This window comes from Bacillus cereus group sp. MYBK30-2 (genome assembly GCF_051915945.1).
GTDB lineage: Bacteria > Bacillota > Bacilli > Bacillales > Bacillaceae_G > Bacillus_A > Bacillus_A paramycoides.
Genome location: NZ_JBQAFR010000018.1, coordinates 1 through 14,918, shown reverse-complemented (window position 1 = coordinate 14,918; position 14,918 = coordinate 1). Strand labels below are relative to the sequence as shown.

The following is a 14,918-nucleotide window of genomic DNA, read 5'->3' as shown; positions in this document are numbered from 1 at the left end:
TCTCCAATAAAGTTAGTTTGTCTAGCATCTAAAAATAAAAATTGACGTTTCACGTTGTTTGTTTCGTTTAGTTTTCAAAGTTCAACATCGCGTTTCAGCGACTTTTATAATTTAACATTTCGAGTTAAATCTGTCAACAACTTTTTTCTGTCGTTGTTGACGACGCTTATTAATTTATCATATTAACAACCGATAAGTCAACGATTTTTTAAAAAATGCCAAAATAATTTTATCTTGGCATTATATATAGCTTAATAATCACTAATGCAGCAACACCTGGCATCCCTAATAAACTTGATACTGTAGCTGTGCCTATATTAATTGGAATATGAAAATCAAAATATGCCCCTGCAACATTCACAATAAATAATAACGCTATACCTAAAGTAACATGAAAGAGTGCTTTTCCTATAAAACGTATTGGTTTAGCAGAAACACCAAAAACAAGAAAAATAAAAACCAAAGCAAGAATACCAACAATAATAATTGTAGAATTCATTTTTTCCTCCTTATGAATGACCTATACATATCTATTTGTATGGGACAAGACAATAAAAAAGAACATCTACAACATAACTCCTATCACTTCATCTTTATTACTTTTAATTAGTAATAGTTCTTCTCCGTACTAACCATCAACTATATACAACTGATTCTATTCCCACCTTCTCTTTCACCTCTTTATATTTCCAAGGTAAAGCAGGACCTTTGTTTCCAAATAAATCGATAAAAAGTAAAAGGTCCTGCTTTAAAAAGCAGGACCTTTTACCATTGTTCCATCTTCACAGGACGACGCTTCGCTTCTTTTAACAAGAAAAAATATTTCGCCTCTGCTATTTTTAAAGAACAAAGTACATCTTGAGATGGTTCAACACTTTGTTCAACTAGTCTCTTCTGACGTAACCATTCATTCTTCACTTTTTCTAATAATACAATTAACTTATCGTCATACTCTTTACGCAGCTTACCCTTTTTTTGAAAGAACATTTTTGTTTCTCCTCTTATATCTCTCTACGGCCTTCTAAAGCTTTCGATAACGTTACTTCATCTGCATATTCTAAATCTCCACCAACTGGCAGACCATGTGCAATACGAGTTACTTTAATACCCGTTGGCTTTAAGAGGCGGGATATGTACATCGCTGTAGCTTCCCCTTCAATATTAGGGTTTGTTGCTAATATCACTTCTTGTACTGTTTCATCTTGCAGTCTCTTCAATAACTGCGGGATATTTATATCCTCAGGTCCAATTCCCTCCATTGGCGAAATCGCACCACGTAAAACATGATATACCCCTTGATATTCTTTCATTTTTTCCATCGCAATTACATCTTTCGGTTCTTGTACTACACAAACAACCGATTGATCTCTATGCGAATCGTCACAAATATAACAAGGATCGCGGTCAGTGATATGCCCGCATACAGAACAATACGCTAAATCTCGCTTCGCATTCACAAGTGCTTTTGCAAAACCTAACACATCATCTTCTTTCATATCTAATACGAAGAATGCCAGTCGAACCGCTGTTTTCGGTCCGATTCCTGGCAATTTCATGAAACTATCGATTAATTTTGATATCGGTTCTGGATAATGCATACTTCAATATCCTCCTAGAACATTCCACCTGGTAAGTTTAAGCCTTTTGTAAATTTACCCATTGTAGAATTTGAAAGTTCCTCAGCCTTTTTAAGCGCATCATTCGTTGCAGCCAATACTAAGTCTTGTAACATTTCGATATCTTCTGGATCTACAACTTCTTCTTTAATTTTCACTTCAAGAACTTGCTTATGACCATTTGCAATAACAGTAATCATTCCGCCACCAGCTGTACCTTCAACCGTTTTGTCGCCAAGCTCTTCTTGTGCTTTTGCCATGTCCTTTTGCATCTTTTGCATTTGTTTCATCATATTATTCATATTTCCCATTCCGCCACGCATCATAATTAATTCCTCCTAATTATTATTACTCTCTTATTTCAATAAGTTCTTGCCCTACTAATTTTACAGCCTCTTCTATAAGAGGATCTTCTTTTTGTTCTGGGTTTTCTTCAGAATCCCCGCCTTCGCGTTGTAAAAAGTCTTCACGAATTTTACCCCATTCACTTTTCGGGATAGCAATCATATTTAACCTTTTACTTAGCAATTCAAAAAGAGTTTGTTCCAATGTATCCATCGCTTCTCGATTTTCACTAGCCATTTTACAATGAATCTCATATTGAAACGCTAACACATAGGTATCATCTGAAGCCGCTACTGGTTCACTATTTTCTAATAAAACAGCAAACGCTACTTTGTTATGAGACTTGAGCCTCCCTAACAACTCACCCCATACAGCTTTTAACTGTTCTAAATCTTGACGCTTCGCTTGCTTTAACACTTCATTCACTCGTCCGACAGGAATTTTCATACTTCCTGTTCGTACTGGTTTTGGTGTTGCACGCGTCTCTCTTACTTCCGGCTGCACACCAGCGGGCACACCATTCTTTTTAACTTGTTCTAACTCTTTCTCCAGTTGCTGCATCCTGTTCATAATCGCTTGTAAACGATCTGTACCGTTTGCTTGCATCATAAACTGCTGACACAGTTGCACCATAACAACTTCTAAGAAAATTCGTGGATGGTTTGTCCACTTCATCTCCTGTTGTCCCTTACTAAGGGTATGAATAATTTCATAGATTACTTCCGGCTGCATTTCTTCACTTAACGTACGGAATTGATCATCTACAATTACCCGTTCCAACATATGTTCTAATTGTGGTGAAGTTTGATATAAAAGCATATCACGATAATAGTAAATGAAATCCTCCATAAAGCGAACTGGATCTTTCCCTTTACTCATCATCTCATCTATAATACGTAACGCTCTTGATACATCATTTTCACGTATACATTCTACTAGGTTACCTAAATATCGCTGAGATACAGAGCCTGTTACAGCTAAAACGTCTTCACTCGTCACCGTCTCATCACTATAAGAAATTGCTTGATCGATAAGACTGAGTGCATCACGCATACCACCTTCAGCGGCACGTGCGACGATTTGTAGCGCTTCATCTTCTACTTGCGTACCTTCACTTGTCACGACCGTCGATAACCTCTCAACGATATCATTTACTGATATCTTTCGAAATTCAAAACGCTGACAACGTGAAATAATCGTAGCTGGAATCTTATGCGGCTCTGTTGTCGCCAAAATAAAAATAACATGTCCTGGCGGCTCTTCTAAAGTTTTCAAAAGCGCATTAAAGGCACCCATAGAAAGCATATGAACTTCATCAATAATGTATACTTTATATCCTACAGCACTTGGAGCATATTTTACTTTATCTCTTATATCTCGAATTTCATCTACACCGTTATTTGAAGCCGCATCAATTTCTAATACATCTGAAATAGACCCTTGTGTGATTCCTAAACAAGAAGGACATTCATTACAAGGTTCAGCTACCGGAGCATGTTCACAGTTAATTGCTTTTGCAAATACTTTTGCAATTGTCGTTTTCCCTGTTCCCCTCGGACCAGAAAATAAATAAGCATGTGAAGCTTTCTCTTGAAGAAGGGCATTTTGCAACGTTTTTGTCACGTGCTTTTGACCGACTACATCTTCGAACTTTTGCGGTCTCCATGTTCGGTATAATGCTTGGTATGACACGAAAATACGGCCTCCCTCAAAGGTTATTATCTCATTTATTATAACCCATTCTGTTTATAGATTCCAAAAGTTATTTTCCATACAAAAAACCCACCTTAATATAAAGGTGAGTTTTGTATACATATATAACTGCCGTGCACCTTCTGTCGATTACGTACCATAAGCGTTACTCAAGCAGTTAGCTCGGTTCAGGCACTCCTGCGGCACACGAGAAGACCCGCTTATTGCTGCTTCCTTCCGGACCTGACAAGGTTCACGGGGTCCCGTTGCGCAGGACCCAAACGTCAACACCACTTACTTAAGGCAGACCTTACAGCAACATAACCTCGAGAAGGGATTCGGCCTCGCTAGAGCGGATTGCGAGTATAGGGCACCGCTACCTCCCCGCTTAGCACGGCAAAGTTAAAACCAATATTCGGTTGCCTTTAATAAGGCATTATCAGTATAACTTGTTTTTTTACAAAATGCAAATGCGTTAGTTCTCATTACTTTTCTCTAGTTTTTTCGCTTCTTTTCTCTTCTTACGAAGCTCCCTAAAAAAATTTGTTAACAATGTACCACATTCTTCTTCTAGTACACCAGCTACTACTTCACATTGATGATTAAAGCGCTCATCAGTTAAAAGATTCATTAATGTACCTGCACATCCACCTTTTGGGTCGCTTGCACCATATACAACACGTTTTACGCGAGATAAAACAATTCCACCTGCACACATTGGACAAGGCTCTAATGTTACATATAACGTTGCATCTTCTAAGCGCCATGTCCCTAATTTTTTACAAGCTTCATCTATCGCTAAAAGTTCAGCGTGAGCTATAGACCTTTGCTCTGTTTCTCTTAAGTTATGCGCGACGCTAATCACTTCACCGTCTAGCACAATAACAGCACCAATCGGTACTTCTTGTATCGCCTCTGCCTTCTTAGCTTCTTCTATTGCTATTTGCATAAAATAAATATCTTGTTCCATAATATAGTCCTTTCACCCAAAATAAAATACACTTCTTTTCATTTCCTACAGGTGGGATAACTTTTACAAATTCAATCCAACCTAAAGAAGAAAGAGAGGGAATTACATATGAAAAATACAGCCTTGCTCATCATCGATATGATTAATGATTTTCAATTTTCTCACGGACCCACACTAGCACAAAAATGCGAAACCATAAAGAATCCCATTTTACAACTAAAAGAAACGATGAAGTCATTAGACTACCCCGTAATTTATGTTAATGACCATTATCAACTTTGGAGATCTGATATTGATCAACTCATTACTCATTGTACAAATGAGTATAGTGAAAATATTATTCAGGCCATTGCTCCAAGTACTGACGATTATATTTTTATTAAACCACATTACTCCGCTTTTTATGAAACACCTTTAAATTCTTTATTAGGTTATTTAAAAATCGAAAACCTCATTTTAACAGGAATTGCCGGGAATATATGTATCCTTTTTACGGCTAATGATGCTCATATGAGAAATTATACACTTTATGTACCACAGGATTGCATTGCCTCTAACAATGATCAAGATAATGTACATGCTTTAAAAATAATGGAGGCCACATTAAAGGCAAATATTGCACCATCAGCTCAACTAAAATTTAGTTAATACATATCTATTTTCTAACTTTTTATATCAAATTAGTCCGCTCGCTTCCCTCTTGTGCTACAATAATTCTGTTTTGTGTTTTTAGTAGTCACGGTAAATCACTGATTGAAAGGAGGAAACAGCGTGACCGGAGTACCATTTATCACGGTTGAAGGACCAATTGGTGTTGGAAAAACCTCACTTGCGAAGGAAATTTCAACTCACATGCAACTCCACTTACTAAAAGAGATTGTTGATGAAAATCCTTTTTTAGGAAAGTTTTATGAAGACATCGATGAATGGAGTTTTCAAACAGAGATGTTCTTTCTTTGTAATAGATACAAACAACTAGAGGATATTAACATAAAGTATTTGAATCAAAGGAAGCCAGTAGTAGCAGATTATCACATATTTAAAAATTTAATTTTTGCATCCCGTACATTAAAAGATTCTCAATATGACAAGTACATGCAAATTTATCGTATCCTTACACAAGATATGCCTGTGCCAAATGTCATTGTTTATTTAACAGCGAGCCTAGAAACATTACAAAAACGAATTGCAATGCGCGGAAGAGAATTCGAAAAAAATATGGATCCAAATTACTTACTACAGCTTACAAAAGATTACGAAACAGCAATGGATGCTTTCAAAAAGGATCATCCAGATATTCCAGTATTGAAGTTTAACGGAGACGATATGGATTTTGTAAGAAATCCTGATGATTTAAATGTCATCTTATCCGCTCTTCAAAATACTCTCTTGAAGGAGTCGAAATAATAATGAATTTTAGGCAAAAATATGATATACCAAATGACGCAGTTATCACTATTGCTGGAACAGTAGGTGTTGGCAAATCAACTATGACAACTGCATTAGCTAACGCTTTAGGTTATCGTACATCTTTCGAAAAAGTAGATTCCAATCCATATTTGGACAAGTTCTATGCTGATTTCACACGCTGGAGTTTTCACTTACAGGTGTACTTTTTAGCAGAGCGATTTAAAGAACAAAAAAGAATTTTCGAATATGGTGGCGGTTTTGTCCAAGACCGTTCTATCTATGAGGACACTGGTATTTTCGCAAAAATGCATCACGAAAAGGGTACAATGACAGAAACTGATTATGAAACATACAAAGGTTTATTTGATGCTATGGTCATGACTCCTTACTTCCCTCATCCAGACTTATTAATTTACTTAGAAGGTTCTTTCGATGATATTGTCGATCGTATTCAAGAACGAGGGCGTCCAATGGAACAACAAACACCAATTGAGTATTGGAAAGAGATGCACGGACGTTATGAGAACTGGATTAATAACTTTAATTCATGCCCTGTTTTACGCTTAAATATTAACGAGTACGATATTTTAAAAGATGGCGATTCAATTGAACCAATCATTAAAAAAATTGGGCATTTTTTAAAACAAACACGTAAACTTGTAAAATAAAAAACCCGTGCATACGCACGGGTTTTCCTATTAAATTACTTTTTCTTTTTCGTTGGAGCAATAATTTCACTCTCTGGTTTTCCAGCATTAATACGTTGACGAACAGTACTTGTACTAATATCATACGTTTCAGCAATCTCTTTAACAGTCATTTCTTTCCCGTTAATTACTGCTGTTAATACTTTCCCTGTACGTTTTGGAGCTACTTCTTTTTGAACAGCTGGCTTTTCAGCTTTTTTTGGCGCCTCTACTTTTTTCGCAGGTTGTTTTACATTACATGTGCAACCACAAAGTTTACGGAATGTATCATCGCTTATAATGCGCGATACATTTGCACCACTGTTTAAAATTCTATTGTTCTTACAGACAGGACATTGTACATAATATAAAGTTTTTCCATCTAAAGGAAACGTTTGTATAATAAGATCCATGTTGACTCCTTTCATATCTATGAAGATAATCATCGGAATATGAGTGTGTAATAAGGGCATTATGTCCTTACATCATACTTTATGATTGGTTTTAAAATAAAAACTCGTTACGTGTTGGTAACGAGTTCTCCAATCTCCACTTATATGCGCTGTTGTCAATTATATCTGGAGGAGGTAGAGGGATTCGAACCCCCGCGCGACTCTCGCCGCCTGTCGGTTTTCAAGACCGATCCCTTCAGCCAGACTTGGGTATACCTCCATATTGACATCAAATATAATATCAAAAGAAAAACAGTTAGTCAACCCTGCTATGATAAATTATGAGGAAAGGAAAATTTCACTTTCCCTCTCCTTCATTACACTACTGACAACGCTCATAATTACCAATCACTCATACCGATGAATGTTTAAATTTATTTAATAACTGTTTTTCCTCCCATATAAGGGCGAAGAACTTCTGGAATTATAATTGTACCATCTTCTTGTTGGTAGTTCTCTAAAATAGCTGCCACCGTACGCCCAATCGCAAGACCAGATCCATTTAATGTATGAACATGTTCTGGTTTGCCATTTGGCTCACGACGGAAACGGATATTTGCACGTCTCGCTTGGAAAGCCTCAAAATTACTACAAGAAGAAATTTCACGATATGTACCATAGCTCGGAATCCATACTTCAATATCGTATTTCTTCGCTGCTGTAAATCCTAAATCTCCTGTGCACATGCTCATAACGCGATATGGCAACTCTAATAATTGTAACACGCGCTCTGCATCATTTGTTAATTTTTCTAACTCTTCGTAAGAATCTTCTGGTTTCACGAACTTTACAAGTTCAACTTTATTAAATTGATGTTGGCGAATTAAACCGCGTGTATCGCGACCAGCTGAACCCGCTTCAGAACGGAAACATGAGCTAAATGCAGCATATCGTATCGGTAATTGCTCTTTACTTAAAATCTCATCACGATGCATATTCGTTACAGGTACTTCAGCTGTAGGGATTAAGAAATAATCTTCGCTTTCAATACGGAATGCATCTTCTTCAAATTTCGGAAGTTGCCCTGTTCCCGTCATACTTGCACGATTTACCATATAAGGAGGTAATACTTCCTCATATCCATGCTCGTCAGTGTGAAGGTCAAGCATGAAACTAATTAAAGCACGTTCTAATCTTGCACCAGCACCTTTGTAAAATACAAATCGGCTTCCTGTTACTTTCCCAGCACGCTCAAAATCTAAAATCCCTAAATCTGTAGCAAGATCCCAATGTGGTTTTGGTTCAAAAGTAAATTCTTTCACATCTCCCCAAGTACGTGCTACTACGTTATCATCCTCTGTTTCACCTACTGGAGCAGATTCATGAGGGATATTTGGAATAGATAACATTAATCTTTCTAAATCTTCTTCAACTGTACGAAGCTCATTATCAAGATCTTTTACTTTTTCCCCAACTTCACGCATTTCTAGAATTAGAGCTTCCGCGTCTTTCTTTTCGCGTTTTAATACTGAAATTTGCTGAGATACTTCGTTACGTTTACTTTTTAGTTCTTCTGTTTGAACAAGTAACTCTCTTCTTCTCGTATCAAGTTCTTCAAAGCGACCAAAATCCGTTAAATCTTCGCCTCTATGCTGTAATTTTGCTTTTACTTCTTCAAAATTCGTACGTAAAAATTTAATATCAAGCATTATATACTCCTCCTTTTATTTTATAAAACACAAAAAACTCCCGTCCCTATAAACAGGGACGGGAGTTAACCCGCGTTGCCACCCTAGTTGAAAGCATTACCGCTTTCCTCTCAAGTAGAAATAACGGCTCTTCACCGGGAATGCTTACTAATCATAAAGATATTCCACATTCCATTCCAGGATGGATTCACAAACTGTTTCTATCGATTTCCACCAACCATCGACTCTCTATAAGAAACGCCATTTGTTACTATTTCCTATCAACACGCTTATTTTATAAAATTGTTACCATCAATTTACTATAATCTTATACAAGTTGCAAGTTACTTATACAACTTTTTTCATTTTTGCCTCTTTTACCATTTCTACAAAGTATGCTGTTACACGATGATCGTCCGTTAATTCCGGATGGAAAGAAGCAGCTAAAAATGGCCCTTGCCTTACCGCTACCATTCGATCGCCATGCGTAGAAAGTACTTCAACATCATCAGCTACATTTACAACATACGGAGCACGGATAAATACACCAACAAAATCTTCTCCCACACCTTCAATTGAAAGTGCGGCTTCAAAACTATCTTTTTGGCGCCCGAACGCATTGCGCTCAACTGTAATATCCATAGCGCCAATATGCGCTTCTTCATAGCCAATAAGTGTTTTCGCAAGAAGAATCATACCTGCACATGTACCAAACATTGGTTTACCAGACTTCGCAAATGTACGAAGAGGTTCCATGAAAGCATACTTATCGATAAGACGGCGCATTGTTGTACTTTCACCGCCTGGTAAAATAAGACCATCAATCTCTTCAAGTTGTTCTATACGCTTTACAACAACAGCTTCTGCACCACTTGCTTCAACTGATTTTACATGCTCACGAACTGCACCTTGAAGACCTAGTACACCAATTTTCACCATTTTAAAGATCTCCTTTAATTACCATCCACGCTCTTGCATGCGTTGTTCTGGTAATAACGTTGAAATTTCGACACCTTTCATTGCAGTACCTAATCCTTTAGAAAGGCTTGCAATTAGTTCGTAATCTTCATAATGAGTCGTTGCTTCAACGATTGCACGTGCAAATTTCTCTGGGTTCTCTGATTTGAAGATACCAGATCCAACAAATACACCATCAGCACCAAGTTGCATCATTAACGCTGCATCCGCTGGTGTTGCTACACCACCTGCTGCAAAGTTTACAACTGGTAAACGGCCAAGGCGTTTAATTTCAAGTAGTACTTCATAAGGAGCACCAGTATTTTTTGCATATGTCATTAACTCATCTTCACGTAGACTTGCAACTTGACGGATTTCTGCATTGACTTGGCGCATATGACGCACTGCCTCTACAATGTTTCCTGTTCCAGGTTCACCTTTTGTACGAAGCATAGATGCACCTTCTGCAATACGACGTGCAGCTTCTCCGATATCACGGCAACCACATACAAATGGAACTGTGTAATCACGTTTATTTAAATGGTATACTTCATCAGCAGGAGTTAATACTTCACTCTCATCGATATAGTCTACCCCTAATGATTCTAATACACGTGCTTCTACAAGGTGACCGATACGACATTTTGCCATAACCGGAATTGACACAGCACCCATAACTTCTTCAACAATTGTTGGGTCTGCCATACGAGCAACGCCACCTGCTGCACGAATATCTGCAGGTACACGCTCTAATGCCATAACAGCAACTGCGCCTGCCTCTTCTGCAATCCTTGCTTGTTCAGCGTTAACTACGTCCATAATAACGCCGCCTTTTTGCATTTCTGCCATTCCACGTTTTACACGTTCTGTCCCTGTTACATTTGTCATGTACAAAAACCCCCCTAGGTGATTGCTTTTCCCCGTTAAAGGAGAAAATTAAGAATACTCTTACATTCTACCATTAACTATCTAATGCTTGTCTACTACTTTTTCATAAAGTCGGTATGAAAAATAGGAATAAAAAAAAGCTCCTACAATGAGGAGCTTTTAAAACCAACCTTTTACTGTATCAACAGCACCATTCCACATACCACTAAAGAAAGAACCAATTCCGCGCATAGAACGTGTGAACCAGCCCGCTTCTTCTACTTCAGATTTCGTTACAAGGTCTACTTGTAATGATTTCCCTGATAAAAATCCAGGGTCATTGCTATCTTTCGGCGATATAATCATTTGACTAATTGCCACACCTTTTTTAATAGGTGCTTCTTGTTCTTTATTTATTACTTTAAATTCTGTTTTATAAACGTCTTTACTTCCTTTTGGCATTGGAAGGGAAATAGCTTGTTTCGTTTGAACCGCTACATCTTTTTCTTTCGCATTTTTAACTCGTACAGTTTCTTGTCCTTTTACTGCTGAATCTTTTGCATAAGCCTTCTTCACTTCAAAGTTTGTAAATCCGTAATCATATAATTTTTTCGTTTCATCAAAACGTGCTGTATGAGAATTTGTTTTAATTACTACAGAAATTAAACGCATACCATTTCTTTCTGCTGTACCAGTAAAACAATCTCCTGCTTCTGGAGTGGATCCTGTTTTCAGGCCATCTACACCTTCATATTCCTTAACTAATCCTTTTAACATCCAATTCCAGTTAGCCATATCAATTGGATACTTACCGCCCTTTTGGAATGTCATTTTTGGGATTTTTGCTGTCTCTAATGTTTTCGGAAAATCTTGGATAAGATGTTGTGCTAAAATCGCAACATCTCTCGCAGACATTTTATTTTCTTCGTCAGGAGTTGTCCCTTCAGGATGTTGTCCTTTTAAATCTTTGTTCGTTAAGCCCGTAGAGTTTACGAATTTATAATCTTTCAATCCAAACTCTTTTGACTTATCATTCATCATTTTTACGAAATCAACTTCTTTTCCTGCTACTGCTTCAGCTAAAGCAATTGTCGCTCCATTAGCAGAATAAATTGCCATTGCTTCATACAGTTCTTTTACCGTATAAGAACCACCGTTTTCTAGAGGAACATTTGATAATGAACGATCTTGTGAAATTTTATGTGCATATTCAGAAACTTTAACCTTTTGGTCCCACTTCAGTTTCCCTTTTGCTACCGCCTCATTCACTAAGTATTCACTCATCATCTTTGTCATACTAGCAATTGCCAGTAATTCGTCAGCATTTTTTTGATATAAAATCTTCCCAGAATTCGCTTCTACTAAAATTGCCGCACCTGCTTCAATGTTTAAAGCGGCTCCTGTTTCTGCTGATGCATTGCTATATGGTACAAACATGCTACAAGCTAGTGTAAGCACTGTTACCAACGCAATGAATCTTTTGCAAAACATACCTTTCACTTTTGCTACCCCCAATATCTATGTACTCACATAACCGTTATTCTAACATAATCAAAAAAAAATAGACAGAGATATCAAATCTCCGTCTATTTACATATAAGACATTATAATGAGTAGTTTGGAGCCTCTTTTGTAATTTGTACGTGATGAGGATGGCTTTCAAGTAAGCCAGAACCTGACATACGAACGAATTGCGCATTCTCACGTAAGAATTCTAAATCCTGTGCTCCGCAATATCCCATACCTGCACGTAACCCACCAACTAATTGATGAACTGTATCTGCTAAAGGTCCTTTATATGGTACTCGTCCTTCAATACCCTCTGGAACAAGTTTTTTGTTTCCTTCTTGGAAGTAGCGATCCTTACTTCCTTTTTCCATCGCTCCAACAGAACCCATACCACGATACACTTTAAATTGACGACCTTGGTAAATTTCAGTTTCTCCAGGGCTTTCAGCTACACCGGCAAACATACTACCTAACATAACAACGTGTGCCCCTGCTGCTAAAGCTTTAACCATATCACCAGAGTATTTAATACCGCCATCAGCAATAACTGGAATACCGTGTTTACGAGCTTCAGTTGCACAATCATATACTGCTGTTAATTGTGGTACACCAACCCCAGCCACAACACGTGTTGTACAAATAGAACCTGGTCCAATACCAACTTTCACTACATTTGCACCAGCTTCAATTAACGCTTTCGTTGCTTCAGCTGTCGCAACATTTCCAGCGATAATGTTTAGTGCTGGATATTTCGCACGAACTTCTTTTACTTTTTCAATAACACCTTGAGAATGTCCATGAGCTGTATCAAGTACAATTGCATCTACACTCGCTTTTACTAATGCATCGATGCGAAGCATTGCATCAGCCGTTACACCAACTGCTGCTCCAACTAATAAGCGCCCTTGCTTATCCTTAGCAGAGTTTGGGAATTCAATTACTTTTTCAATATCTTTTATTGTAATAAGCCCTTGTAATACACCGTTGTTATCAACAAGAGGGAGCTTTTCAATTTTATACTTTTGTAGGATCTTTTCAGCTTCTTCCAGTGTAGTACCAACTGAAGCTGTAATTAACTTTTCTTTTGTCATTACGTCAGAAATTTTGATTGAGTAGTCTTGGATGAAACGCATATCACGGTTTGTAATAATACCAACTAATTTTCGCTCATCTAAATTATTTACAACTGGCACACCTGAGATACGATATTTTCCCATAAGATGTTCTGCATCAAATACTTGATGTTCTGGAGTTAAGAAGAAAGGATCTGAAATAACGCCGCTTTCAGAGCGCTTTACTTTATCAACTTGCTCTGCCTGTTGCTCAATAGACATATTCTTATGAATGATTCCTAAACCGCCTTGGCGAGCCATTGCAATAGCCATGTCAGCCTCTGTTACTGTATCCATTCCTGCACTAATTAACGGGATGTTTAGCTGTAAGCTTTCAGATAAAACTGTTTTAACACTTACTTCTCTTGGTAATATATCTGACTTTGCTGGTACAAGTAATACATCATCAAAAGTCAAACCTTCTTTAACAAATTTAGATTCCCACATAATTGTTCCCCCCATGATACCAGAAATTATTATTAGTAGCTTATCAATTGGTTAAAATACTGTCAAGAAAGTATATATATGTTAGAATTTTTAGACAATAAAAGGAGCGTAATATATGCATCATACACCTTGCGTTTGGCAGCACTTAAGTTTCTTTTTTTCATCTCAAAATGTACAACGTTATCTTGCCCGTTGTTACGAAAAATCCTCAATTCAAGATGCTGAAAAAAAAAGTTTTGAAAATTGTTATCCCTTTATTTATTACCTAGAACACGGAAAAAATTATTATGAATTATATAAGACAGCCCCCTTCTCCATTCAGCCAATGTTGTTGTTTTATGGAATGAGCCAGCTTTTTAAAGCTTGTTTGTTAACTATTGATCCAAACTATCCAGAATCAACGACCGTTTTAGCGCATGGAGTTACAGCACGTAAAAGAAAGAAACAAGGGTATCATTTTTTGGAAGATGAGGTAAAAATACAGAAAAATGGATTATTTTCTCATGCCGCAGAACAACTGTTTCACATGAAACACTTAGAAGCAGAGAAGTTTAACATGCTAGAACTACTGGGGAAAATTCCTGAGTTACAAAATTTATTTCGCTATAGTCAAAAAGGAACAACATTATATAAAATCGATTCGCCAAATAAAAATGAACTCTCCTTTCCAGTTAATATACTAGATCGACTACATATGACCAAGGAGAGGTTTTCTCGTTACATTGAAACAGCTTGTAAGCATTTATCAATACAACATGTACCTGGGAAAACTAATGAGTCGAATGTGCTTTTTACAGCGCCCATTCAATCATGGAATCCTATGTATAGTACCCCTTTATACTACGAGCATCTTACTGATACTTATTATTTACCACTTACGAGCGATCCTAGAAATCCTAAGCCAGTATTACCTGAACTCCTTGTTCATTACTTATTGCTCTATAATTTAAGCATGATTTCTAGGTATGAAACTGATTGGTGGTATGACTTACTTGGAAGCTACAGCTCCGAGGATTATCCATTCATTTATCAATTTCTCAATATTTCTTCTCAAAAGATCCCTTACTATATTTCGACATTTTTATTAACGGAATCTAGCCTATTTCATGGGAAATAAAAAAACACGAGTCAAATGACTCGTGTTTTAGCTTGCTTGGCGACGTCCTACTCTCACAGGGACAAGGTCCCAACTACCATCGGCGCTAGAGAGCTTAACTTCCGTGTTCG

16 protein-coding genes, 1 tRNA gene, 1 rRNA gene, 1 other RNA gene and 1 other annotated feature are annotated in these 14,918 nt (G+C 37.3%); of the genes, 4 read left to right on the top strand and 15 right to left on the bottom strand.

What is annotated here, in order from left to right:
• Nucleotides 1–229 precede the first annotated feature (229 nt).
• The 7 genes from ACTFQM_RS27215 to tadA form a co-directional block, all read right to left on the bottom strand.
• Entirely contained in the window at nt 230–499 is a 270-nt protein-coding gene (locus ACTFQM_RS27215; RefSeq protein ID WP_002174535.1) for a pro-sigmaK processing inhibitor BofA family protein, read from the bottom strand.
• Nucleotides 500–765: 266 nt separating this feature from the next.
• Entirely contained in the window at nt 766–987 is a 222-nt protein-coding gene (locus ACTFQM_RS27210) for a YaaL family protein (protein ID WP_002009631.1), read from the bottom strand.
• A gap of 14 nt (nt 988–1,001) precedes the next feature.
• Nucleotides 1,002–1,598, bottom strand: a complete 597-nt coding sequence (gene recR, locus ACTFQM_RS27205) for a recombination protein RecR (protein ID WP_002009629.1) — start codon at nt 1,596–1,598, stop codon at nt 1,002–1,004.
• Between the two features lie 14 nt (nt 1,599–1,612).
• Nucleotides 1,613–1,939: a YbaB/EbfC family nucleoid-associated protein gene (locus tag ACTFQM_RS27200; protein WP_176547754.1), complete on the bottom strand. Its 327-nt coding sequence runs from the start codon at nt 1,937–1,939 to the stop codon at nt 1,613–1,615.
• 25 nt (nt 1,940–1,964) lie between these two features.
• The gene (gene dnaX, locus ACTFQM_RS27195) at nt 1,965–3,653 is read right to left on the bottom strand and encodes a DNA polymerase III subunit gamma/tau (protein ID WP_440037023.1); all 1,689 of its coding nucleotides are present in this window, start codon (nt 3,651–3,653) and stop codon (nt 1,965–1,967) included.
• A 132-nt stretch (nt 3,654–3,785) separates the two neighbouring features.
• Nucleotides 3,786–4,050: signal recognition particle sRNA large type (gene ffs, locus ACTFQM_RS27190), an RNA gene on the bottom strand.
• A gap of 78 nt (nt 4,051–4,128) precedes the next feature.
• The gene (tadA, locus tag ACTFQM_RS27185; RefSeq protein WP_265623999.1) at nt 4,129–4,623 is read right to left on the bottom strand and encodes a tRNA adenosine(34) deaminase TadA; all 495 of its coding nucleotides are present in this window, start codon (nt 4,621–4,623) and stop codon (nt 4,129–4,131) included.
• A 108-nt stretch (nt 4,624–4,731) separates the two neighbouring features.
• Here tadA and ACTFQM_RS27180 point away from each other — a divergent pair, with 108 nt between their 5' ends.
• The 3 genes from ACTFQM_RS27180 to ACTFQM_RS27170 all read left to right on the top strand — a co-directional run bounded on the left by ACTFQM_RS27180 (nt 4,732) and on the right by ACTFQM_RS27170 (nt 6,701).
• On the top strand, nt 4,732–5,271 hold the full coding sequence (locus ACTFQM_RS27180) for an isochorismatase family cysteine hydrolase (RefSeq protein WP_002174531.1): 540 nt from the start codon (nt 4,732–4,734) through the stop codon (nt 5,269–5,271).
• A gap of 123 nt (nt 5,272–5,394) precedes the next feature.
• Entirely contained in the window at nt 5,395–6,030 is a 636-nt protein-coding gene (locus tag ACTFQM_RS27175; RefSeq protein ID WP_048376543.1) for a deoxynucleoside kinase, read from the top strand.
• 2 nt (nt 6,031–6,032) lie between these two features.
• Nucleotides 6,033–6,701 (top strand): deoxynucleoside kinase, encoded by a 669-nt coding sequence (locus tag ACTFQM_RS27170; RefSeq protein WP_002174529.1) that lies wholly within the window; start codon nt 6,033–6,035, stop codon nt 6,699–6,701.
• Nucleotides 6,702–6,736: 35 nt separating this feature from the next.
• Here the strand turns inward: ACTFQM_RS27170 and ACTFQM_RS27165 are convergent, their stop codons facing one another.
• From ACTFQM_RS27165 to guaB, 7 genes are all read right to left on the bottom strand, one after another.
• A complete protein-coding gene (locus tag ACTFQM_RS27165) occupies nt 6,737–7,132 on the bottom strand; it encodes a DUF3797 domain-containing protein (RefSeq protein WP_440037020.1) in 396 nt (131 codons plus the stop codon).
• 166 nt (nt 7,133–7,298) lie between these two features.
• Nucleotides 7,299–7,391 (bottom strand) — tRNA-Ser (locus ACTFQM_RS27160).
• Between the two features lie 154 nt (nt 7,392–7,545).
• Complete coding sequence (gene serS / locus ACTFQM_RS27155; protein ID WP_002174527.1) at nt 7,546–8,820, bottom strand: serine--tRNA ligase; 1,275 nt, start codon at nt 8,818–8,820, stop codon at nt 7,546–7,548.
• 51 nt (nt 8,821–8,871) lie between these two features.
• Nucleotides 8,872–9,093: a binding site (T-box leader), on the bottom strand.
• Nucleotides 9,094–9,147: 54 nt separating this feature from the next.
• The gene (pdxT, locus tag ACTFQM_RS27150) at nt 9,148–9,738 is read right to left on the bottom strand and encodes a pyridoxal 5'-phosphate synthase glutaminase subunit PdxT (protein ID WP_078420564.1); all 591 of its coding nucleotides are present in this window, start codon (nt 9,736–9,738) and stop codon (nt 9,148–9,150) included.
• 18 nt (nt 9,739–9,756) lie between these two features.
• Nucleotides 9,757–10,644, bottom strand: a complete 888-nt coding sequence (pdxS, locus tag ACTFQM_RS27145; RefSeq protein ID WP_000186167.1) for a pyridoxal 5'-phosphate synthase lyase subunit PdxS — start codon at nt 10,642–10,644, stop codon at nt 9,757–9,759.
• A 159-nt stretch (nt 10,645–10,803) separates the two neighbouring features.
• Nucleotides 10,804–12,123, bottom strand: a complete 1,320-nt coding sequence (locus tag ACTFQM_RS27140; protein WP_002174525.1) for a serine hydrolase — start codon at nt 12,121–12,123, stop codon at nt 10,804–10,806.
• A 104-nt stretch (nt 12,124–12,227) separates the two neighbouring features.
• Nucleotides 12,228–13,691 (bottom strand): IMP dehydrogenase, encoded by a 1,464-nt coding sequence (gene guaB, locus ACTFQM_RS27135; protein WP_440037017.1) that lies wholly within the window; start codon nt 13,689–13,691, stop codon nt 12,228–12,230.
• Nucleotides 13,692–13,806: 115 nt separating this feature from the next.
• Between guaB and ACTFQM_RS27130 the strand changes: the two genes are divergently transcribed.
• On the top strand, nt 13,807–14,808 hold the full coding sequence (locus tag ACTFQM_RS27130) for a YaaC family protein (protein ID WP_440037015.1): 1,002 nt from the start codon (nt 13,807–13,809) through the stop codon (nt 14,806–14,808).
• Between the two features lie 34 nt (nt 14,809–14,842).
• Here ACTFQM_RS27130 and rrf read toward each other — a convergent pair.
• Nucleotides 14,843–14,918, bottom strand: a 5S ribosomal RNA gene (rrf, locus tag ACTFQM_RS27125); the annotation flags it as partial.

Bases quoted from the DNA above. Each gene is read 5' to 3' on its own strand.
- ACTFQM_RS27165 (WP_440037020.1), bottom strand. From the start codon at position 7,132: ATGGATCTTATTATACAAACGTTTCCTTTAGATGGAAAAACTTTATAT.
- ACTFQM_RS27130 (WP_440037015.1), top strand. From the start codon at position 13,807: ATGCATCATACACCTTGCGTTTGGCAGCACTTAAGTTTCTTTTTTTCA.
- ACTFQM_RS27215 (WP_002174535.1), bottom strand. From the start codon at position 499: ATGAATTCTACAATTATTATTGTTGGTATTCTTGCTTTGGTTTTTATT.
- pdxS (WP_000186167.1), bottom strand. From the start codon at position 10,644: ATGACAAATGTAACAGGGACAGAACGTGTAAAACGTGGAATGGCAGAA.
- ACTFQM_RS27170 (WP_002174529.1), top strand. From the start codon at position 6,033: ATGAATTTTAGGCAAAAATATGATATACCAAATGACGCAGTTATCACT.
- ACTFQM_RS27180 (WP_002174531.1), top strand. From the start codon at position 4,732: ATGAAAAATACAGCCTTGCTCATCATCGATATGATTAATGATTTTCAA.
- tadA (WP_265623999.1), bottom strand. From the start codon at position 4,623: ATGGAACAAGATATTTATTTTATGCAAATAGCAATAGAAGAAGCTAAG.
- guaB (WP_440037017.1), bottom strand. From the start codon at position 13,691: ATGTGGGAATCTAAATTTGTTAAAGAAGGTTTGACTTTTGATGATGTA.
- serS (WP_002174527.1), bottom strand. From the start codon at position 8,820: ATGCTTGATATTAAATTTTTACGTACGAATTTTGAAGAAGTAAAAGCA.
- ACTFQM_RS27210 (WP_002009631.1), bottom strand. From the start codon at position 987: ATGTTCTTTCAAAAAAAGGGTAAGCTGCGTAAAGAGTATGACGATAAG.
- pdxT (WP_078420564.1), bottom strand. From the start codon at position 9,738: ATGGTGAAAATTGGTGTACTAGGTCTTCAAGGTGCAGTTCGTGAGCAT.
- recR (WP_002009629.1), bottom strand. From the start codon at position 1,598: ATGCATTATCCAGAACCGATATCAAAATTAATCGATAGTTTCATGAAA.
- ACTFQM_RS27200 (WP_176547754.1), bottom strand. From the start codon at position 1,939: ATGCGTGGCGGAATGGGAAATATGAATAATATGATGAAACAAATGCAA.